Genomic DNA, 22,251 nt, shown 5'->3' on the forward strand with positions numbered 1-22,251 from the left:
ATTCAGTGAAATCCACAAAGGAATTGTCAAGTTTTCCTCACGTCTGTACAGATGCTTTCTACCTTGTGCCTTCGAGTGACGCCCCATCACCCCCAACTCCTTTCCGCATGAGGGAACAGAGTAAGAGACGGAGGTCGCCGACTGCGACTCTTGGTTACTCAACGCCTGGGTTAGGTTCTAAACCCCAGTGGTGTTTCAGAAAATGGCGGTACATGGTTTCTCGTAGCATCATTTGCTCGTAAAGCTTGACCAAAAACTCCTGAGCTTGTTCGCGGCTCATGTCACTTACCTGTGTTTTGAAGGAACACAGGCTAAATTGCTGTTCCAAAGACAATTCTGCTGGTTGGCTCATGACTTTGACTCCTCTGTAAGTAAAGGTGACTTAAAAGTGAACACCTGGATTAACCAGATTTGTAAGTTGTTTCAGCGATCGACAGTTGGTTTCGGGATGCCCGATGGCCCATCTGGCTTTAGTCTATATTACAAAAGGTAACAATTATTTGACAAAATTACCATCTGTCCTAGGAAATAACTTACTTAGCGATAGAGATGGCGAGATGTCTGCAAAAGTTCCTTCCGCAGGCATATACAAGTCTATCTACTTGTCAAGAGAAAAAAGGCTCAGTACGAACCAAAAGAATTGAAGCCCTTTATACCAAATTCGGCGGAGATTCTCTCAGCGAGGGGGAGATGGGGAGAGGAGAAGAGGGGGAGATGGAGAGATGGGAAAAGGGGAGATTGAAAGATGAGGAGATGACGAGAGGGGGAGATGAGGAGAGCGGAAGAGCGGGAGATTGGGAAAATTTCTATTTCTCTGTTCTCCCCTCTTCCTTCTCCCTTCTTCCGACGGACATCGGACTGAAATCTTTTACATCCGTTACACAACCCGTTGCCGAACCTTCTTCCTAACTAATTCGAGGACCCGCCATCCTGCGGTGGAGTGGCGACTCCAGGACTGAAATTGGAACCAGCGGGTGCAGGCGAAACAGGAGGAATGCCCTGAGTTGCCCCAGAGTTGCTAGGCTGCCCAGGAGCCGGGAGAGGGGATTGAAACTGATTCGGATTGAACTGCTGCTGCCCAGGAGTGGGGAGAGGGGATTGAAACTGATTGGGGTTGAACTGTTGCTGCCCCGGAGGCACAGGAGACGGCAGGGGTTGACCGGAATTGCCGATCGCAGGTGCTGCAGGAATGCCAGAATTGGGAAGCGAGGTATTGGGCAATGGGGAGGGAGCCGAACTAGGAAGAGTTGCCAGGGCAACTCTATCGCCCCCTACCTCTCTCAATTTGTCTAAAACCTCGACTACTTTGGCATATCTCGCATTTTGAGGAGCGTACAGCACCATCAACCCCGTAGGATTCTGGCTTTGGAAACTCTTTAAAACTCGATCGAGCTGTTGGTAATTAACAGGCAATTGGTCGATATAAGTTTGCCCGAAATCGTCAATGCTGACAATCAGCATCTCTCGCATCTGTGTTTGTCCAGTCTTCGCTTTAGGCAAATCGACATTAATGGCTTGCTGGCGAGTCAGTTGCAAAGCAGCCAGGAGAAAAAACGTCAGAATGCAAAAGATCACGTCAATTAAAGGCACCAGCTCAATCCGAGCCTCTTCAGCAGGAGTATCTAGATTAATCTTCATCAGTTCTCAGTAGTTTTAATTATTAGAAGGTGAATCTTCAGCCGGATCGGAACCTTTCAATTTCGGCTCCCGATTCCGTTCTCCCGATTCTTGAGAATTGAGAGAACGCCTGTTCAAACCATCTGCACCAAAAGAAGAATTGCTGTATTCTGCACCGGGTGATCGACCCTTAGCATTAGCTGCAGGCCAGTATTGCCTGTAAAGCAATTCCAATTCATTTCCAGCTTTGCGAAATATTTTTGCCTGGTTGAACAAAAAAGCTTGAAATATCCGATAAAACGCCAAGGTAAAAATTGCTACTACCATCCCAGATGCAGTAGTGATCAGCGCCTCGCCAATCCCCAAAGTTACGCCAGTTGTTGCCGCCGTGCCGATGTCGCCCAGACGGATCGAACTCAGCGAGTTAATCAAGCCCAAAACAGTTCCCAGCAAGCCCAGCAAAGGGGCGAGAGCGATCGTAGCTTCTAAGATTTTGTCACCGCGACGCATCGAAGCCAACTCTTCATCGGCTGCAGCTTCAAGTGCGAGTCGAAATAAATCTGGTTCGGGATTGTAGAGCCGCAGGGGTGCAGAAAGAAATCGCCCGATCGGCTGTCGGTTAGCTTGTCTGGCAATCTCGTTAGCCGCCCCCCAATCGCTGCGAGCCGCTTCCAGAATCCGGTTAACAATCTGCTTTTCTTTGCTCAGAAGGCTTGCCCAAAACCACAAGCGCTCGATAATGGTACTCAAAGATAGAATCGATAACACCAACAGGGGCCACATGGCGGGGCCGCCTTTTTGAAACAGTTCTTGAATATTCACAATATTTTTGCTCCTGCAGTACCCGCTAACTTTTGCTTCTGTTCTACTTTTTTTAACAAATCTAAGGCCATTTAATTTTAGCTATTAATGTACTCAGGACTTACGCCCTCGCCACTAAAGAAAGACGGTTTTGTGAAGGGGGCATCGGGGTGCAACGAAGTATTTTCGTGGAGGAAACCCGGTTTCTGGGTAAGTCTTGGTACTGTTGTCTAGTGCTTACGGGCGATGGGCGGCGACTTCCTCACAATTCCTCTAAGTCTTGACACATATCTTGGAGGGACTGGTGTTGAAGGCGGCGGGAAGAGCGGCGATATTTTTTAGTTTGCAGCTTCGGTTCGTAATGCTGGGTACCATCCGACTTGGTTTGCTGCTTCAAACTCGATTCGGCGCTGCTGGAGTTTTGCAGAGCTTGTTGGCGGACGATCGCCTCTTCGAGAAACTGCAAGTAATACTCGTAGCGCTCCCAACCGCCCCGCACTACACAGTTAGGCTCGTCTCGGTGCGAACAGTCGCTAAACTGGCAGCTACCCAAAGCCAGCCTCTGGCGCGCTTCTGGGAAATATTCCGCTAATTCTGAGGGATCGCATTCGAGAGCCGGCTGATTAAAGCCCGGAGTATCGGCCAAGAGTCCGCCGCCGGGGAGTTCAAATAGTTCGACGTGGCGAGTCGTATGGCGCCCGCGGCCGAGTTTGCCAGAAACAGCGTTCACTCGGAGGTTCAGGGCCGGGATCAGTTGGTTGATCAAGCTGGACTTGCCAACCCCAGAAGGGCCACAAATTACCGTTATTTTTCCTTGCAGGTGGTCTAGAAGCAAGTTCGGCAACGCGCTATGTACGGGGTTTAACGGATGTAACGGCTTGACCGAATTTGGAACTTGGGGGTTGTCCTCAGAACTCAGCAGAGATGGCTCTATTTTTTCCACTAAGTCATGGAAAGCTGGTTCCGATTTAGAAACTTCATTTTGACCATTAGCGGGGGGGTCCTGAACTCCTGCACCGCTGCGGACACTAATAAACATTGGTTCGTAGCCCCAGCCTGAAAGCCGATCGCGCCACTGTTCCAACTCCTGGGGCGTGACCAAATCGCATTTGTTCAGGCACAAACTCACTTCTAAACCTGTAGATTCGGCTTTGACTAAAAACCGAGTTAATGATGCGGGATCTAAGTCTGGTTCAGCAAGGGCAAAAACGAGGAGAATGCGATCGGCATTAGCGACAGGCGGGCGGTTGAGTTCTGTTTGGCGCGGGAAGACTTCAGAAATTGCACCTCGGCGGTCAGTCCAGTCCGGTTCGTCTACCACCACGCGATCGCCCACCATCACCTGTTGGCCAATTTTTTTCAGTCGAGTGCGACGAGTGCACAGGAGAGTCGGAGAATCCGCGAGGGGAGCATTTTTCCCGTCAATGGAGACTTCGGGATCTAACCTCACTTGGTAGAAGTTAGCCTGAACAGCAATTACAGTACCCACAATCGAGGGTGAATTCAGGCTCATCCGGCTTCCTTGTCTTCTGGGCGCTGCACTTTCATCGAAAAAAATCCAGAATCCGGCTCATCCGCGACAAATTGCGTTTCGAGAATCTGGTAGCCTTCCATTTTTAGACTATCGGGTACTTGTTCGATCGGCTCCCCAGCATCCAGCCACACCTCCAACACTGCTCCCGGTGCCATTTGCTCCAAGCGCAGTTTAGTGCGGACAAAATTCAGAGGACACGGAGTACCCCGCAGATCGATTTTGGCATCTGGGGATTTGGGATTTTCAATTTTCGATGTTGAATTCATAATGCTTTTTGCAATCTCAAATCCTGAAAGCCTTACTTACTTTTTTAAACAAGTTGCCTGGAAACTGGAGAATCTAAAATTTTCTTTCCAATTGGACACAGACTATTATTCTTTCTGAAAAAAGTGAGCGCAATTGCGCTCACTTTTTTCAGCGCTGCTGAAACGCAATGCCCAGGAAGCGTCCCACCTGAGATTTTTGTGAGCAATTGCCCACATTTTTTTGACAGATACTAAAACAAATGGCTGGGGAATCCTGAAACCGGAAAATTTGACACCAATTGGTGTCAAAAATTGCTTATTTCTGAAACAAATTGCCCAGAAATCCTTCCAAGCCGCCTTTACCGGTACGATCGCCCTTCAGCTTAGCAAGCTGCATCAGCAATTCCCGTTCCTCAGCCGTCACCTTAGTCGGAATGTCAATAGACACCGTAATCAAATGATCGCCACGACTGACGGGATTTCCTAACCGAGGCACCCCTTTTTTCTCAAGAGTAAGAACAGTATTCGCCTGAGTTCCGCTAGGAATCAACAATTCCGTCGGCCCGTCTACGGTTTCCACTTCCAACCGGCACCCCAAAATTGCTTGCAAATAACTAATCTTAACTTCCGAGCTAACGTTAGTGCCGTCCCGCTTAAATAGCGGGTCTTCATTCACCGCCAAGAACACGTAAAGATCTCCGGGCGGCCCGCCCAGTTTGCCGGCATCCCCTTCATTGGAAACCCGTAAGCGAGTACCGTTGTCAACCCCAGCCGGAATTGTGATTTTCAGCTTTTTCATCACTTCTTTCTGGCCCCGGCCACCGCAAGTTTCGCACTTATCCTCAATCACTTGCCCGGTGCCGTTGCAAGTGGGGCAAACTGAAACTTGAGTAAAGCTGCCGAAAGGAGTGCGGGTAGCACGTCGGACTTGACCACTGCCGGTACAAGTCGAGCAGGTTTGTGGTCGGGTTCCCGGTTTCGCGCCAGTCCCGGTGCAAGTTTCGCAGGTTTCTAGATGCTTGATGCGGAGTTCTTTTTCCCCACCAAACACTGCTTCCCGAAAATCCAGCCGCAAATCTAGGCGCAAATCGTCTCCGCGCACCGGCCCACTGCGCCTGCGACCTTGCTGTTGTTGGCCGACACCTCCCTGAAAGCCCTGAAAGAAGCTTTCAAAAATATCGGCAAAGCTGTCACCAAAGTCTTGGAACCCAGGTGCCCCTGCACCGCTGACGCCTGCTTCACCGAAACGGTCGAAACGAGCACGGGTTTCGGGTTCTGAGAGGACCTCGTAGGCGCGGTTAATTTCTTTAAACCGCTCCTCGGCACCGGGTTCTTTGTTGACATCTGGATGGTATTTGCGAGCTAGGCGGCGGTAAGCACGCTTAATTTCTTCTTTGTCTGCGCTGCGAGAAACGCCTAATATTTCATAGTAATCACCGGCCATAGAGCTGCTTGCCTGGAGGTAAATAACAAAAAGTGTACGAAAAAGAAACGGGCGACCTTTCCTGAAATTACATATTAAAAATCAAAAATTCTCATTGTCAATTTTTAACTTTTAATTTTTAGCTTTTCAGTTTTAAAGGAAAGGATTCATATCATCAACTTCTGGTTCGGGAACCTTCTGTTTTTGTTTTGACTGTGGACTTGGCTGTGGCCTTGGCTGTGGACTTGGCTGTGGATTTGACTGTCGTTTTGACTGTCGCTCCGGCTTTGGTTCCGGCTTTGGTTCCGGCTTTGATTCCGGCTTTGATTCCGGCGCCACCAGCAGCTCTTCTTTCAGCAAAATGCTGTCGTCGTCCGCTTTAACATCTTCTGGTTCTGATGATTCTACTTCTGACATCATCTCGCTTTCAACAACAGCTCCTGACGGGGCTACCCCGCTGCGGGCTTGGTCGTAGACTGCTGTCCCCAGCGAGTATAGCAGTTGCTTGAAAGATTCGATTGCGGGCGTGAGTTCCTCGACTGTGATGTCGGGGTTAGTCATCGCTGCCCGCAAGGCTGCTGCGGCTGTTTCCGCTTCGGCCTTGAGCTCGTCACTCAGCAGTTGCGCGTTGGTTTTTAAAGTTACACCACAATTATAGACGAGGGAGTCAGCTTGATTTTTGAGTTCGACGAGTAGAGCGCGCTTGATGTCCTCATCGGCGTAAAGTTCGGCTTCTTGTCGCATCCGCTCGACTTCGGTTTCGCTCAATCCCCCTGTATTGGAAATTTGGATGCTTTGTTCTTTTCCGGTTCCTTTGTCTTCAGCAGCCACTTTGAGAATCCCGTTGGCATCGATTTCAAAGGTAACTTCGATTTGAGGTACGCCGCGGGGGGCTGGGGGAATGCCTTTGAGCAGGAACTTGCCGAGACTTTTATTGTCTTTAACTAATGCCCGCTCGCCTTGGAGTACGTGAATTTCTACCGAGGTTTGTCCGTCTGCCGCCGTGCTGTACATTTGCGATCGGCTGGTGGGAATAGTTGTATTGCGCTCGATTACTTTGGTGAACACCCCGCCCAAGGTTTCGAGTCCCAGGGAGAGCGGCGTCACATCTAGCAGCAGCAAGTCTTTGACTTCACCACCCAACACCCCGGCTTGAATTGCCGCGCCTACGGCTACAGCTTCGTCGGGATTGACGGATTTATCGGGAGAAACACCCCCAAAATACTTGCTAATTGCCTTTTGAACTGCCGGAATCCGGGTTGAGCCTCCGACTAAAATAATCCTGTCTATGTCTTTGGGGGTCAAACTTGCGTCTTTGAGGGCTTGAGTCACCGGATCGATCGTTGCTTGCACCAAATGAGCCACCAGTTTTTCAAACTGAGCTTTGGAGAGTTCCATTTCCAAATGCTTCGGCCCTTTCTCGTCAGAAGAGATGAAGGGCAGATTGATTGAGGTAGATTCCCGGTTGGAGAGTTCGATTTTCGCTTTTTCCGCAGCTTCTCGGAGGCGCTGCAAAGCCATTTTATCTTGTGAAAGGTCACTGCCTTCTTGAGTGCGGAAAGCTTCTACCAGCCACTGTACAATGCAGTCGTCAAAGTCATCTCCTCCGAGATGGTTGTTACCGGAGGTAGCGTTGACTTCAAAAATTCCGTCTCCCAGTTGCAGGATCGAAACGTCGAAAGTACCGCCGCCTAGGTCAAAGACCAAGATTTTCTGTTCTATATTTTGCTTGTCCAGCCCGTAGGAAAGGGCTGCCGCTGTCGGTTCGTTGACGATCCGCAGGACTTCTAGGCCTGCGATCGTACCGGCGTCTTTAGTAGCTTGCCGTTGGGCATCTGTGAAGTAGGCTGGCACTGTAATCACGGCTTGGGTAACAGTTTGTCCCAAATAAGCTTCAGCATCTTGCTTGAGCTTTTGGAGTACCATTGCCGAGATTTCTTGGGGAGTGTGAACCTTGTTCCGAATTTGGACGTTAACGGTATCGTCTTTGCCTCTTATGCAGGTATAGGGAGTCCGCGCTCGTTCTTCTTCCGTGTCGTCCCACCGCCGTCCGATAAATCGTTTGATACTGTAGACAGTATTTACAGCATTAGTTACAGCTTGTCGCTTGGCTAGTTGACCTACTAAGCGATCGCCCGCCTTGCCGAATCCTACTATACTCGGAGTTGTGCGGCCGCCCTCGGAATTGGCGATCACGACGGGTTTACCGCCCTCTAACACAGCTACGCAACTGTTAGTTGTGCCTAAGTCAATTCCAATAATTTTTCCCATAGCGCCTCATAAAACTTTGTGGGATGTTTGGAAATCTCCAACTACAGGTTGGGAGATGAAAAACGACTCAGCTTGTTTAAACAAGCATTCCCAGACTAGATTTGTAGGAAATAAACTTGATGTCCTAAAGCAGTATCAAAGACTGGTAAAAACATTTTTCAGAATTTTTGGATAAACCGCTGACCTGCTTTTAGTCATCTTTAATTAAAAAGAAGTTGGTGAGTCGGCCACCTTGGACCCCCCGAATTCTATTCGGGGGTCAGTGACTTTAAGGAATGCAGTAGCTTGTCTCCCGATTAACCTTCTGAACTATCGGGATTTTCATCTGAGGCTACCACAGATAGCCCAGCCGCTGCAACTTTCACTTTGGCGTGCCGCAAGACGCGATCGCCCAGAATGTAGCCGCGTTCTAGTTCTTGGATAATTGTTCCTTCCTCGTGTTCGTCAGTTGGCTCGCTCAGCAGAGCTTCGTGGAGGTTGGGATCAAACTGTTCGCCTTCGGGGCGCATCGGAGAAACCCCGATTTGCTTGAGGCTATCTACCATTTGCTTGTAAACGCTTTGGTAGCTTTTGTGAATGTTCATTTCGCCGTCGGTTTGCGGCTTGATGTGCGATCGAGCGCGCTCGAAATTGTCAATTACCGGCAACAGGGGTTTGATCGTGAGACACCTTGCCTGTAAATCTAGCTCTTCTTTTTCCTTTTGGGTACGCCTGCGGAAGTTATCAAAATCTGCTGCTAGGCGGAGATTTTGATTTTTCAGTTCTTCTAGTTGAGCGGAGGCGACTTGCAACTGAGTTTTTAAAGCCTCTTTTTCCTCGGTTACCTGTGCCAGTTCCTTCTTCCAAGGCTCCGCCGCATCTGCAGTCGGACTGTTGGTTGAACTGCCGGTGACGGTAGGCCCCGATGCGTTTGCTGGGGTGCGATCGCCCTGAGCACTTTGATAAGCTCGAGCAAGTTCGAGCTCCCAATCCGCCGATTCATTCGAGTTTCCCGATGCCGCCGGATTTTCGCTTGCCATTGGCGAACCCTCTGGGGTGGTTTCCCCAGTTGAGCTAGGATCTTGATCTTGCTGTTTTTCCTCGTCAATCATAAAAGCTGCGCGACAGAACCCTATCAATTCTAGCAGATACAGTTAACCCGGTAAATCTAGAGGACTCAAATTTACTGTGTATGGCACAATGTGAAAAGAGGAAATCTCGCCATCTCTGGAGACATTGCTTAAAGCTTTCCATAAAATATTCAAAGGCCAGTTTAGATATTTACGTATAAAATCGTTGCCACCATGGGGGCAACCCAACGTTTGTTGGTTCCTCATTTTTAATTAATCCAATCACCTTTACAACATTTTTTTAAGTATATTTTGCTTTCAAGTCAACTACCTGATTTCCGACTTAGGAGGCTTGATGTTTCAAGGTTGACTTAAAACGATCGTGACTTTAAGCTATCATCGCTCAGGCTGTTTTAGTCGCAACCTAAAGGTAGATTTTTTTACCATTTGCTGAGTTTCCCAAGTCGGGAGAAAGAGGAATTTGTATTGAGTGACTAAGTAGTTAGCTGTGTGCTTTTGTGACTCAGATACTAGGTTGTTAATCTGGATGCGAATTGAGGCTGTGGTTTTTCTGATTTACTAACGCCGAAGTAGCTTGAAGGATCGAATTTTTGCCAGCCAAATGAGAGAGATTAGTTGGTTTTGATCCGATGCTCATCTGTAAATACAATTGATATCTAATTTGCCTCTTTCCAAGATTTTTGAACCGTCCAGCTTACGTCATAAAGGTTCGGACACCAGGGTAGAATCAAAGTAATATTTACTGACCCAAAACTAGAGTAGCTCCAAATTTGCCCTGGGAATTCATGCAGCCGACGATCGGGCAGTGACCGATCGCAGATAATTAATCAAAATATATTTCACAAGGGTGATCGAGGCTTTCGTAAAAGCTATCATCACAGAACATAGCTCATCTTTAATTTAGTACAGCTAACCGCGCCACCACGGATGGTGTAATTTGAGCAAACAATTTGGGAAAATAGAATTAGCCTGGGAAGGGGGCACACCCCGCCCCGCTTTTCTCTCCCGGTACGGGGAATCCCCAAGTGATGTACCCTGACGCTATAACGAGAGTATCCCGCAAGTTAATCAAATAAGTAAGCAACTTAGCACTCAACGAACAAGATTTGATGGCAAGCATCGGCAAACCCCTCCAATGTCTCGTCAATTTGTGGACGAAGCTTAGAGGTGACTACGAGCTTACACTTGAGAGATAGGGATTGAGCAAGAACATGATAGCTGATCCATAAGCAAAGAATACGGGGGTTAAAACCCCGCGTTGGTTTTCCTCTCAGCACTCTTTGTGACTGAGTTTCCCACCTATTGAGTGTTTTTTATGACTAGCACATCCGCGCCTCGATCCACATCGATAGTTGCTCTAAGCGTTTTTACTCCGGCTCTCACCAAGATGATTCAGTCGGGTTACGTCAACGGCGAGCAAGTCAAGCAAGCTCAAATTGAAAGCCAGAAGTCGGGCAAGCGTTTGACGGAGGTATTAGAAGCACTTACCGGGCAGCCGTTACCCCCAGAATTGCTGCGACTTTACAAGAAGCAGCAGATGTTTGAACGGAAGATAGTCTACGGCGTTGAAGCATTTGACCCGGAGATGAGCGAAATGTCTAACGAGCAACTCGGAGTTATGCTCGACGCATTGAAGATTTCGATCGACATTTGTCACCAAGGTCGGTTTTTACCCGTAGCGAAGACTGAAACTGAGCCTGCGGCGGTTTTAGTGGCAATGGTAGATCCCGACAACCTCAACGCCATAGAAGATTTGCGGCGGATTTTACAGCCTCATGGCTTGGCTTTGCAGCGACGAGTGATTACGCCGGACGACTACCAGGACATTACTTCTGCTTATCAAGACGAACAAGTTAAGAGGGAAGCTAAAAAAGCTGAAATCGAAAAACAGAGAAAGATGGATTTAGGGGAGGGAGATTTTGGCGAGCTCTCGCTAGAAGAGGAGAGTAGCGACCAAGAAGACCTCGCTAACACCTTGGACGATGCTGAGGCTGCTCCCGTAATTAAGGCCGTCAATATCATTTTGGCTAAAGCTTTGTCGGAAAAGGTGTCTGACATCCACGTAGAACCTCAAGAAGAGTTCATGCGGATTCGGATGCGGAAAGACGGGGTGCTGCAAGAGTATTTCCGGTTTCCCAAGCAGGTAGTCGCATCGATTACCGCTCGTTTCAAGATTATTGCCAACCTGGATATTGCCGAACGCCGACAAGCTCAAGACGGCCGCATCCGCCGGGTGTTTGAGGGACGCACGGTGGATTTCCGGGTGAACAGCTTGCCTTCCCGGTACGGCGAAAAAATCGTGCTGCGGATTTTGGACAGTTCCAGCACTCAGTTGGGTTTGGGTTTGTTAATCTCCGACGAAGAAACTTTGGCTTTAGTGCGAGAAAGTGCTAGCCGTCCGTTCGGACTGATTTTGGTGACGGGGCCGACGGGTTCGGGCAAGTCAACTACTCTGTATTCGATTCTGGCGGAACGGAACGATCCGGGGGTTAATATCAGTACGGCGGAAGACCCGATCGAATATGCTTTGCCAGGAATTACGCAATGTCAAGTAATTCGGGAAAAAGACTTGACTTTTTCCAACATTCTGCGGGCATTTTTGCGGCAAGACCCTGACGTGATGCTGGTGGGGGAAACGCGGGACAAGGAAACGGCAAAAACTGCTCTGGAAGCTGCTTTGACGGGACACTTGGTGCTGACGACGCTGCACACGAACGACGCGGCTGGGGCAGTCGCGCGTTTGGCCGAAATGGGCGTAGAACCCTTCATGGTTTCGGCCGCTCTGTTGGGCGTGTTGGCTCAGCGTCTGATGCGGCGCGTTTGCGACAAATGCTGCATTCCTTACCAGCCTACTGCCGCAGAACTCGGCAAGTACGGTTTGTCGGCTTCTCAAGAAATTGATCTGACTATTTACAAAGCCAACACCATACCGGTGGAGGAAAGGAAGGAACTGGCAGAACGCGAGCAACTTTGTCGGAAGTGCGGCGGCCTAGGCTACAAAGGACGGGTAGGGGTTTACGAGTTCCTGAAAAATACTGAGCGGCTTCAAACTCTGATCACTCAAGGAGCTCCCACAGAGCAAATTAAGGAAGCAGCAGTAGAAGAAGGGATGAAAACGCTGTTGGCTTACAGCTTGCAATTGGTGCGAGAAGGCGCGACTACCTTTGAAGAAGTCGAGCGGGTGACGTTTACAGACTCTGGCCTGGAGGCTGAAATGAAAGCCAAACGCAAGCAGGGACTTACCTGCAAAACTTGTCAGGCGGAATTGAAGCCGGAGATGCTGGATTGTCCGTACTGCTTGACGCCACGCTTTTTGGATTGATTCAGCAGCAGTTAACTGTTGACTATTAACTGTTGACTGTTAACTGAGCTAGATTGGTCAATAACTATCAATTTGATCGAGGAGAGGTATCTATGGGTCTGATGATTGAAGACGTACTGGAGTCCCTGGTAGAGCAAGGGGGTTCGGACATACACATCCAAGCGGGCGCGCCTATATTCTTCCGAGTCAGCGGTAAACTAACTCCTCAGACGCAATACGGGGACATTCTGTCTGCTGAGGAAGTGCAGATCCTGATTTTCCAAATGCTCAACAATATGCAGCGCAAGCAGTTGGAAATGGAGTGGGAACTCGACTGCGCTTACGGCGTTCGGGGATTGGCTCGGTTTCGCGTCAATGTCTACCGGGAGCGGGGTGCTTGGGCTGCTTGTATGCGGGCTCTGGCTTCTAAGATTCCTAACGCCGATGCTTTAGGCGTGCCGCAGATTTTGCGGGATCTGACTGAAAGACCCAGGGGTATGCTGTTGGTGACGGGACAAACGGGTTCCGGGAAAACTACTACGATGGCGGCGTTGTTGGATCTGGTCAACCGGACGCGGGCGGAACATATTCTAACAGTTGAAGACCCGATCGAATATGTGTTTCCTAATATCAAGAGTTTGTTTCACCAGCGCCAAAAGGGCGAAGATACTAAGAGCTTTGCTAATGCACTGAAAGCTGCTTTGCGCGAAGATCCTGATGTAATTCTGGTGGGGGAAATGCGGGATTTGGAAACGATCGGTCTGGCAATTTCGGCGGCAGAAACGGGTCACATGGTGATGGGAACGTTGCACACTAATTCGGCCGCTGCAACGATCGATCGGATTTTGGACGTGTTCCCGCCCATTCAACAACCTCAAGTTCGCGCCCAAGTGTCTAACTCTTTGGTGGGAATTTGCAGCCAAAATTTGGTAATAAAAGTTGGGGGCGGCCGCTGCTGCGCTATGGAAATCATGGTAAATACTCCAGCTATGGCTAACTTGATCCGGGAGGGCAAAACTCCCATGATTTACTCCCAAATCCAAATGGGGGCCAAATTGGGTATGAGGACGATGGAAATGGCCCTCGCTGAACTTTACAAGAGCGGTAAAGTCACTTGGGAATCCGCAATGGCCAAGGCTTCTAAGGCTGACGAACTCGAACGCTTGATCGGCCCGGCACCTGTTGGTAGCGCCCCGGTAAAAGCTCATTAATTCCGTCAGCAGTCATTAGTCATTAGTTATTAGTCATTGGTCATAAGTCAGTTAGCCGTTGACCGTTGTTATTAATTATGGGTAACAACTAACAACTGACAACTGACAACTGACAACTAACAACTAACAACTGACAACTAACAACTAACAACTAACAACTGACAACTGACAACTGACAACTAAGTTTTAATAAATTTTCAGAGGTGAGCTGTGGCTACCAACGTTATCCGCCAAAAACCGAAAGGTGGCTTTGATTTCAGTAAGATTCAGGAGCAAATTGAATATAACCTTACCAGTCTTACTGTTAAGGATATGGCTATTTTTGCTCGTCAGTTTGCGGCTATGTTTAATGCAGGGGTGGCGATCGTTAGATGCCTTTCCGTGCTGCACGAGCAGTGTTCTAATGCTAAGTTGAAGCGAGCGCTCAGGAGCATGAATGCTGACGTGCAGGAGGGGATAAACTTGGCAGAGGCGATGGCTAAGTTTCCTGATGTTTTTGACCAACTGTTTATCAGTATGGTGGCGGCGGGAGAAGTCGGGGGGGTGCTAGATGAAACCCTAGACCGTCTGGCTGTGATGATGGAAAAAAACCACAAGACGGAGGCTGAAATTAATTCGGCGATGTCTTATCCGAAGACTGTGTTCTTTATTGCGATCGTGATTTTTTTCGCAATGACCATATTCTTGCTACCAACTTTCGCTAAAATCTTTAAGGATATTGGTGCAGATTTGCCAGCTTTTACGGTGTTTATGCTGGCAATTAGTGCATTTTGTACGGCTTGGCCTCCCATCCAACAGATAACAGTTATTGGGGTGATTATAGCGCTAAAAATTGCCTTCGATCTGTACTACAAAACTCCAATAGGTCGCCTACAAATTGATAGGATTGCCATGAAATTACCTATTTTTGGCGATTTGATCGAAAAATCTGCTGTGGCTCGGTTTTGCGTAATATTTGGGTCGCTGACGCGATCGGGCGTGCCAATTCTCAATTCTTTGGAAATTGTGCGAGATGTGGCGGGGAATCAGGCGATATCTAATGCGATCGAATATGCGAGACAGGAAATTCAAAGCGGTGGCATGATCAGTATTGCTTTGCAAGAACAAGCTGTTTTTCCGTCTTTGGCCATTCAAATGATGGCAATTGGCGAGGAGACAGGGGAACTTGACAAGATGCTGATGAAAGTTGGCGCTTTCTATGAAACGGAAGTGGAAGAAGCAGTAAAAGGACTTACCAGTATGCTAGAACCTCTGATGATTGTCGTCGTCGGTGGCATCGTAGGTTCGATTTTGCTCTCGATGTATCTGCCGATGTTCGCAGTGTTCCAGAAGCTGTAAAAAAGGGCTAATGAGTTATTAGTTATTAGTTAGTAGCAATTAACGCCTGACCAATGACTATTTCAATCGTCCCCAGGCTCTGCCTGGCCAGACTTTTGGAGGAGGCACATCCTCGATTAAAAGGAGAAAACAATTTGGAGGCTCTGCCTCCAAATCTTCCTTACCAGGGTCTTTCCATTGGTGACAAGTTACGAAAATGTCACAAAAGTCAAGTAGGATAAGCAGACAGATTTAAATGCTGCCTAATCCTGGCTTTACGCTTCAGGGTAAACGCATCTTAATTTGAACCCAAAATATACTACAGTTAAATCCGAATCAATTTCAAAGTAGTTATTGTAGTTTATGGGTGCTATCAATGGAGAAAGGTTTGACTCAAACTTTAAATCACCAACAAAACAAACAGATTCATTGCCTGGGGCGAATATGTTAAATGCCAGTTTTTTAGAAGAAAATTTTGCCAATTTGAACGATCCCAGAATATAAAGAATAAAAAATATTCAGAGATTTTACAGGGTAATCGCATCTTAATTAATCTATAATGATCAGGGAAATTTTTAAAATATTTGACAGCATCATTCAAGCGCAGCTCGTAAACTAAGGAATGAAAGTTGAGTGTGATGCTGATAGCCAGCTAAGCACGCTCGCTGGGGTTCCACCTCGTTGATTTATCTCCATCACGTGCTTTTGTCTAGGGCGTGTTTTCAAACTATAACCACAACACAATCCAGGCGATCGTAATCATGGCTGTATAATTGGCAGTCAGCTTCTTATATCGAATAGCGTCCGACTCCATTGCTTGAGTCGCTTGATAGCACGTTCCACAATGTTTCGTTGGCGCTAGATTTGACGGCAGCCTTTTTCCATCTGCCTGAGTGAGGGATACCTGCCGGGAGTCCATTCCCCGTTTAACTGCTTGTTGGTCGCCGATCGCGTCTCCACCGCAGCCCTACATCTGGCAGGTGCATTTTCTGTCATTTGTCAAGTACAATTTATACCAAATCAAATGTGATTACCCTGCACTCATAACCAATAAATATGGTTCACTTTAACGTTGCCTTTCAACACTTTAATTCCTTCACCGACATTACCCTATCCCTGGCGAAAACTTTACACCAAATGGGAATTCCTATTTCGGTCGCACCTTCAACAATAGCCTCTCACCTCAGCCGCAATTCGACAGCAGAAGAAAATGACCTGCTAGCGAAGTGGATGAACACCACACCCTCAGATTTATTTCAGATCAAATGGTCTCATTATTGGAAACCTTATTTTTTAAAAGAACTCAACGGACATCTCAACTTAGAACTTTTTGCTATCAATTACGAATTCGCCCAAAACCATGATGATTATGATTACTGGATTTACGATGCTGTTAACACTTCATCCCACAAACTAGCCGTCAGCCAATACTCTAAAAACGTTTTAATCAAAGCTGGATGTCCGGCTGCTAACGTATCAGTCATGCCTCTAGGTTTCAACCCTTTAATCTCGCAACTCTATTTTCCCCGATCTCCAAAAAAACAAAAAGATGTAACACATATTCTGCACATGACCAATTCTTTTGATTTCTATAGATTTGGCACGGATCTGGCTATTCAAGCTTTTTGTGAAGAGTTTAAAGATGATTCTAAGGTAGAGTTAATAATCAAAGATGGAGGGAAAAATCCCGATGTTATAGTGGAACATCTCGCCAATATCGAAAAGCAGCTCGGCAAGTTAAAGGCAAAAATTCTGATCATCCCTAAATTTTATAATAAAGCAGAACTAGCTGATTTATACTTGTCAGCCGATGCTTTTTTAGCTCCGTTTCGCGGGGAGGGTTTTGCGATTAAAATTTTAGATGCCTTTGCAGCAGGTTTGCCCGTTGCTATGACTATGTATGGTGGCCCGACTGAGTACGCCAATGTTGAAAACTGCTATCCCATTGCTTACGATCTAACTCCCGTAGGAAACTGTTACGATACTCAGTATCTACAAATCAGAAATTCTCCTCAGTGGGCAGAACCAAATGTTCAGTCTGTTCGCGAACAGTTGCGAAAAATTGTTGAAGACCCGATGCGTTTTCACGTAGCTCAAAAAGCTAGAGAGACGGCGGATTTATTTAATTGGGAAACTGCCGCTCAAAAATTGCTAAAATTAATGCGACAATTGTTTTAGGAGCCGAAATTATGGGACTCGAACGCAAAATGTTTAGGGGAATGTTTTCTCCGGGGGAGGTGGTACGATTGAAACAGCCTTGTTTTACTCCCGGGCGATTGTTTGAGCCAGGAAAATATAACGCTGATGAGTTGCCGGATATCGCTTTTGATATGGGTTTGGTAGACCATTTGCCACGAGTAAAAGGCAACAGTTCCGAAAATCTCAATGCCCAGAACCCGCCAGAGCAAAACCTTGAGGACTAAACTCCCTTTGGCAGTAAGGACTTCAGTCCTAAAAATCCCTGTTTGTAGTAAGGACTTTAGTGCTGAGAATTAAAATAAATAATCAAAGACTCAAGTCCTGACTGCAAAAAAGATAAAGCCAGTTTAACCATTTTGCTCTATCTGGGAAATTAACTCTTTCAAAACTTGACTAGCTTGATCGTTCTCAATCTGACAAGTTCCGGCATTCTGGTGTCCACCGCCACCATACCTTAACATTAACTCCCCAATATTAGTTTTAGAAGTTTTGTTAAAGATTGACTTGCCAACTGCGAAAACAGTATTTTGTTGTTTCAGTCCCCAAAGTACGTGAATCGATATATTGCACTGAGGGAACAAAGCATAAATTACAAAACGATTCCCCGCGTAAATGACCTCTTCGTTACGCAAATCCAAAACAACTAAATTATTATAAACTTTGGCGCATCGCTGTATTTGCTCTTTAAATTTTTCTTCTTGCTCGAAGTAGAGGTCTACTCTTTCTTTTACATCAGGAAGCTGCAAAATCTCATCGATGGTATGATTTTTGCAGTAATCGATTAACTGCATCATTAACTGATAATTGGAAACCGTAAATTCTTTAAACCTTCCCAAGCCAGTTCGGGCGTCCATGATGAAGTTTAACAACACCCATTCTTGTGGATGCAGAACCTCTTCTTGGGCAAATTGAGCGGAATCTGATTTGTCAACGGCTGCCATCATCGCCTCAGAAATATCAGGAAACTTTGCTTTGCCTCCATAATATTTGTACAGTACCCTAGCTGCTGAAGCTGCATAGGGATCGATGATGTGGTTAATTTTGATTTTCTCGTGTCTAAGAGTTTCGCTGAAATGGTGATCGAAAGCTAGATGAACTCCATCAACATAGGGTAAATTGGTGCTAATATCGTTATTTGTTATTTCGATTTTCCCATCCTGCATATCTTTAGGATGCACGAATTTAATCTCGTCGATCATATCGAGTTCTTTGAGCAAAACGGCACAGACAAGACCGTCAAAATCGCTGCGGGTGACTAATCTGTATTTTTTAGTGAGTGGCATATGCTTCTGTGATAGGGAGGAACTGATCACCAGCTAATATAACGTATTACCCGATCGCTTTCCAATATGAACGCAGACCCTTACGCTTGGATAGAGAAGGCCCTAGACACAGTTCGCCGTGCCGATTGGTATCGATCGCCACAATCGATCGACAGTTCCCCTGGGCCTGTGGTAAAGTTATCGGGCCACAGCCTGATTAACTTTGCCAGCAACGATTATCTCGGACTTGCAGGGGATGACAGGTTAATTCAAGCTGCTATGACTGCAACTAAGGAATTTGGTACGGGTGCGACGGGTTCGAGGTTGGTCAGCGGACACCGCGATTTGCACCGACAGCTAGAACAAGCTATTGCTAATTTAAAACGAACTGAAGATGCTTTAGTATTCAGTTCGGGATATTTGGCGAATCTCGGGGCGATCGCATCCGTTGTCGGCAAGCGCGATTTGATATTATCTGACAAGTACAACCATTCGAGCCTGAAAAACGGAGCAACACTCAGCGGTGCAACTGCCATAGAGTACAGTCATTGCAATCTTGAGGATTTAACAGCAAAGTTAGAGCAAAATCGCGCGAGATACCGCAAGTGTTTAATTATTAGCGATAGCGTTTTTAGCATGGATGGGGATCTGTGTCCGCTGCCACAGTTGTTGGCTGTGGCCGAAACCTTTAACTGCATGGTATTAGTAGATGAAGCTCACGCTACAGGAGTTTTCGGTGCTAGCGGTGCCGGTTGTGCAGAACATTTCGGGTGTACGGGAACACCACTGATTCAAGTGGGTACACTCAGCAAAGCTTTGGGAAGTTTAGGTGGTTACGTTGCGGGTTCTGCTGCTTTAATTGATTTTCTGCGTAATCGAGCTGCGACTTGGATTTATACTACAGCACTGACGCCTGCTGATGCGGCGGCTGCTTTGGAAGCTGTGAGAATTGTACAGCAAGAACCAGAACGCCGAGTTCGGTTGCGACAAAATATCGAAACTTTCAAATATTGCGCGATTACCAATCACCAATTACCAATTACCAATTCCCTCTCCCCAATTTTCACTCTTCCGTTAAAAGATGCAGCCTCCGCTTTAACAGTCGGCAGCAAACTCAAGGAGATGGGTATTTTTGCTCCGGCGATTCGGCCTCCGACTGTAAGCGTGAGTCGAATTCGGATTTCGCTGATGGCAACTCACGAGCTCGCACACATTCAGCAGTTGGGAGAGGCGCTGAAGCAAGTTTTGAGTTTTGAGTAAATGTAGGGTGCGTACCGCGCACCGCTTGACTAAATGTAAATGTTGGGCATCGGGCATCGGGCATTGGGCATTGGGCATCGGGCATCGGGCATCGGGCATCGGGCATCGGCCTAATGACTTCTGATTGTCAAGATATCGCTATTGACTTATGACCAATCTTATACAGGAGTTTTGTCGATCGGTCAACAACTGTAAATTTTTTGTAAATTTAGATACTTTTTGGAATTTAGCGCTATATTAGAGAAGTAGCAGGTACACCAAATTTAATATAAGGAACGTCCACCATGAACACAAATCGTCAAAACGTAAAAAAAGTAGCAGAAACCCACCGGGCTAACATTCACAAGCAACTGATGCACCGCATAGAAGTAGCGAGATCCAGTGGCAATCAAGATTTGGTTCGGGTGCTTGAAGAGGAAATGAGACAGCTTTAAAGAAGCTGCAACTAGAATTTGCCCGTAGTTTGGTTTAGAGGGTTGTGCGAGAAATGCAGAATTCCGGCAACCGCTACCTGTGAAGTTTTGACTCCTCTCTTAGTTGGTAGGAAAAATCCCGGTTTCTTGAAGAAACCGGGATTTTTTATTGAGAAGGAAGAAGAAAGAGGAAACACTCCTGTACGCACAAACTCTATCTGTAGAGTGCGCCTCGTCCCAAAAAGATTTGCCAAAAATAGAATGTTATGTCGGTAAGTTGAATCAGATATTTATGAATTTGCTGAGCAATGCGATTCATGCCTTGAATTGCTATGACCAAAAACGCACCTCCGAGCAAATTAAAAATGACCATGGTACGATTACGATTTGTACTTCTATGCTGAATTAGGATGGGGTAAGAATCGGTGTGAAAGACAATGGGCTGGGAATAACAAGCTAGGTAAGAACCCATCGATTTAGTCCTTTCTTTACAACTGAACCTGCGGGTCAAGACACTGGTTTGGGATGATCTGATTACCTATCAGATTATGGTGGAGAAGCGCGGCGGAGATTTGAAGTGTTTATCACAGCCAACAGAACCGGGTGCATAATTTGTGATTGAGATTCCCATTAGGCTGAATAATCGGGTAGAGATGAAAGAAATTTAAGGGGAATTAAACAAAAAATTAGGGGAAAGCCTGGTAAAGTCTATAATCGCGATCGCACTTCCCCAATTTCTCTGTAATTTCTGAAGTCTCCCAAACACCGGACGACCTCGCTGAAGCCCTCAATAGTAGATTTTCAGTGGTTTGTCAACTTGTCAGTGTCCCGCACTGGTTAAGGTGAGGCGTGAGGGCGCGATCGCGCCCTCACCATGTGCCAATTGCGTAAGTTTTGAACTAATAATTAAGGACTAATGACTAATGATTATCTTCCTCCGACGACGACATTTTTAATCCGCAAATGGGGACCGCCGACGCTTACTGGCAAACCGCTCTGGCCATTTTTACCACAACCGCCGTAAGCATAAACCGAGTCGTTTCCTATAGACTCAATATCCTTTAAAGTCTGAAATACATTGCCACTTAAAGTGACATCGCTCACCGGTTCGGCTAATTTGCCGTCGCGAATCATGAACCCTTGAGCCGCCGCAAAGGTAAACATTTCGCCGTTGGTTTGTCCTCCCAACATCCGCACTGCATAAACTCCTTCGTCAATGTCCGCAACCATTTCGTCAAAAGAATGTTCGCCAGACTCGATCGCAGTATTAGTCATCCGCACCAAAGGCATAAAAGTAGCACTCAGAGCCCTGGCATTTCCCGTCGGACTTTCGCCCATTTTGCCCGCAGTCTCGCGATTGTGCATTCGAGCCGCTAAAACTCCATTTTTAATTAAATGCTTGCACTGAGCCGGCACACCTTCGTCGTCATATTTTAAAGTTCCCGGTAATCCCGGCACAGTGGCGTCGTCAATTACATTTAATTGTTCGATCGCCACAGGCTTGCCAAAAGTCAACAATTCCTGCATTTTTGGGTTTTCGTAAATGCCGTCTGCTTCCGACAAATGCCCGAAAGCTTCGTGAATAAAAACTCCCGACAAATAAGGGTCTAAAATCACCGGATACTGACCGCCTTTCACCGATTTTGCCTCTAGTTGGCCTACAGCTCGAACGGCAGCACTTTTAACACGATCTTCAATATTTGTCAAGACATTGTAATCCGATCGCGAGTGAATCGACTCAAACCCTTGGCGGACGACACCACCCTCGCCACGGGCGATCGCCCCGAAACGCCCGGTCACGTCCAAGCGCTCTTGAGCGATGCAAGTACCTTGAGAATTCACAAAATAAGTAATCCCAAATCTGTCGCTGTAACCTGCCATTGTCGTCTGAATTCGTGGGTCATAATCTAACAGCAACTGATTATAAGATTCGAGCAATTTCCGCTTTTCGGCTAGAGTAATAGAGCGCGGGTCGCGGCCCAATTCCACCGCTACATAATCTTGAATCGGGGTGACATCTGCTAGTAGAGTTTTTTCGCTGCCAACCAAACGAGACTGCACTACAGCTTCTTCAATGCGGTCTTTTAACTCATCTAAACCGTTAAAAGTTACAAAACTCCAGCCACCTTTGTGACAGGCGCGGATGCCGCCGGCGAGACTAAAACTGCGGTTGACAGCATCTAACTGAGGGCCGCGAAAACTAATCGCAGTTGACTCGCTTTGTTCGAGGCGAACTTCTAGATAATCTACGCGATCACGGTAAGGTGCGATCGCTTCCATCAACTGTTCTTGCATCAAATTGCCCCTATGAATGATTAGCCGTAGCG

General features: G+C 47.0%; 19 protein-coding genes. 7 read left to right on the forward strand and 12 right to left on the reverse strand.

What is annotated here, in order from left to right; translation table 11 throughout:
• Positions 1-154 precede the first annotated feature (154 nt).
• From Q5691_RS16285 to grpE, 8 genes are all read right to left on the reverse strand, one after another.
• Positions 155-352, reverse strand: a complete 198-nt coding sequence (locus Q5691_RS16285; RefSeq protein WP_006635253.1) for an NblA/ycf18 family protein — start codon at positions 350-352, stop codon at positions 155-157.
• 557 nt (positions 353-909) lie between these two features.
• Positions 910-1,638, reverse strand: coding sequence for a biopolymer transporter ExbD (locus Q5691_RS16290; RefSeq protein ID WP_333311834.1), 729 nt, complete (start codon positions 1,636-1,638; stop codon positions 910-912).
• 15 nt (positions 1,639-1,653) lie between these two features.
• Positions 1,654-2,439, reverse strand: a complete 786-nt coding sequence (locus Q5691_RS16295) for a MotA/TolQ/ExbB proton channel family protein (RefSeq protein WP_333213869.1) — start codon at positions 2,437-2,439, stop codon at positions 1,654-1,656.
• A 241-nt stretch (positions 2,440-2,680) separates the two neighbouring features.
• Positions 2,681-3,931, reverse strand: coding sequence for a ribosome small subunit-dependent GTPase A (gene rsgA, locus Q5691_RS16300; RefSeq protein ID WP_333311835.1), 1,251 nt, complete (start codon positions 3,929-3,931; stop codon positions 2,681-2,683).
• Entirely contained in the window at positions 3,928-4,218 is a 291-nt protein-coding gene (locus Q5691_RS16305; RefSeq protein WP_333213873.1) for a sulfurtransferase TusA family protein, read from the reverse strand. Before Q5691_RS16305 ends, rsgA begins: the two co-directional genes overlap by 4 nt.
• 295 nt (positions 4,219-4,513) lie before the next feature.
• Positions 4,514-5,641 carry a molecular chaperone DnaJ gene (dnaJ, locus tag Q5691_RS16310; protein WP_333085115.1) on the reverse strand — a complete coding sequence of 376 codons (1,128 nt, stop codon included), beginning with the start codon at positions 5,639-5,641 and terminating at the stop codon, positions 4,514-4,516.
• 132 nt (positions 5,642-5,773) lie between these two features.
• Positions 5,774-7,891: a molecular chaperone DnaK gene (dnaK, locus tag Q5691_RS16315; protein WP_333213875.1), complete on the reverse strand. Its 2,118-nt coding sequence runs from the start codon at positions 7,889-7,891 to the stop codon at positions 5,774-5,776.
• Between the two features lie 296 nt (positions 7,892-8,187).
• Entirely contained in the window at positions 8,188-8,982 is a 795-nt protein-coding gene (grpE, locus tag Q5691_RS16320; RefSeq protein WP_333213876.1) for a nucleotide exchange factor GrpE, read from the reverse strand.
• 1,294 nt (positions 8,983-10,276) lie between these two features.
• Here grpE and Q5691_RS16325 point away from each other — a divergent pair.
• From Q5691_RS16325 to Q5691_RS16335, 3 genes are all read left to right on the forward strand, one after another.
• Positions 10,277-12,283, forward strand: a complete 2,007-nt coding sequence (locus tag Q5691_RS16325; RefSeq protein WP_333345634.1) for a GspE/PulE family protein — start codon at positions 10,277-10,279, stop codon at positions 12,281-12,283.
• A gap of 92 nt (positions 12,284-12,375) precedes the next feature.
• A complete protein-coding gene (locus Q5691_RS16330) occupies positions 12,376-13,473 on the forward strand; it encodes a type IV pilus twitching motility protein PilT (protein ID WP_333085111.1) in 1,098 nt (365 codons plus the stop codon).
• 210 nt (positions 13,474-13,683) lie between these two features.
• Positions 13,684-14,811 carry a type II secretion system F family protein gene (locus Q5691_RS16335; RefSeq protein ID WP_333311836.1) on the forward strand — a complete coding sequence of 376 codons (1,128 nt, stop codon included), beginning with the start codon at positions 13,684-13,686 and terminating at the stop codon, positions 14,809-14,811.
• A gap of 706 nt (positions 14,812-15,517) precedes the next feature.
• On the opposite strand, the gene Q5691_RS16340 is transcribed toward Q5691_RS16335, so the two are convergent.
• Positions 15,518-15,709 carry a hypothetical protein gene (locus tag Q5691_RS16340; RefSeq protein ID WP_333311837.1) on the reverse strand — a complete coding sequence of 64 codons (192 nt, stop codon included), beginning with the start codon at positions 15,707-15,709 and terminating at the stop codon, positions 15,518-15,520.
• A gap of 137 nt (positions 15,710-15,846) precedes the next feature.
• Between Q5691_RS16340 and Q5691_RS16345 the strand changes: the two genes are divergently transcribed.
• Positions 15,847-16,968 (forward strand): glycosyltransferase family 4 protein, encoded by a 1,122-nt coding sequence (locus Q5691_RS16345; RefSeq protein WP_333213882.1) that lies wholly within the window; start codon positions 15,847-15,849, stop codon positions 16,966-16,968.
• Between the two features lie 11 nt (positions 16,969-16,979).
• Positions 16,980-17,213 (forward strand): hypothetical protein, encoded by a 234-nt coding sequence (locus tag Q5691_RS16350; protein ID WP_333213883.1) that lies wholly within the window; start codon positions 16,980-16,982, stop codon positions 17,211-17,213.
• A 123-nt stretch (positions 17,214-17,336) separates the two neighbouring features.
• Here Q5691_RS16350 and Q5691_RS16355 read toward each other — a convergent pair whose 3' ends face one another.
• On the reverse strand, positions 17,337-18,272 hold the full coding sequence (locus tag Q5691_RS16355; protein WP_333213885.1) for an exopolyphosphatase: 936 nt from the start codon (positions 18,270-18,272) through the stop codon (positions 17,337-17,339).
• 66 nt (positions 18,273-18,338) lie between these two features.
• Between Q5691_RS16355 and bioF the strand changes: the two genes are divergently transcribed.
• Together bioF and pirA are read left to right on the forward strand one after the other, a co-directional pair.
• The gene (gene bioF, locus Q5691_RS16360; protein ID WP_333345638.1) at positions 18,339-19,511 is read left to right on the forward strand and encodes an 8-amino-7-oxononanoate synthase; all 1,173 of its coding nucleotides are present in this window, start codon (positions 18,339-18,341) and stop codon (positions 19,509-19,511) included.
• A gap of 284 nt (positions 19,512-19,795) precedes the next feature.
• Positions 19,796-19,945 (forward strand): arginine synthesis PII-interacting regulator PirA, encoded by a 150-nt coding sequence (gene pirA / locus Q5691_RS16365; RefSeq protein ID WP_172185012.1) that lies wholly within the window; start codon positions 19,796-19,798, stop codon positions 19,943-19,945.
• A gap of 193 nt (positions 19,946-20,138) precedes the next feature.
• On the opposite strand, the gene Q5691_RS16370 is transcribed toward pirA, so the two are convergent.
• Positions 20,139-20,297 carry a hypothetical protein gene (locus Q5691_RS16370; protein WP_333213888.1) on the reverse strand — a complete coding sequence of 53 codons (159 nt, stop codon included), beginning with the start codon at positions 20,295-20,297 and terminating at the stop codon, positions 20,139-20,141.
• Positions 20,298-20,851: 554 nt separating this feature from the next.
• Complete coding sequence (locus tag Q5691_RS16375) at positions 20,852-22,219, reverse strand: TldD/PmbA family protein (protein WP_333345641.1); 1,368 nt, start codon at positions 22,217-22,219, stop codon at positions 20,852-20,854.
• Positions 22,220-22,251: the final 32 nt, after the last annotated feature.

Origin of the sequence: Microcoleus sp. w1-18aA5, from assembly GCF_036701705.1 — a bacterium.
In the GTDB taxonomy this organism is placed as follows: domain Bacteria; phylum Cyanobacteriota; class Cyanobacteriia; order Cyanobacteriales; family Microcoleaceae; genus Microcoleus.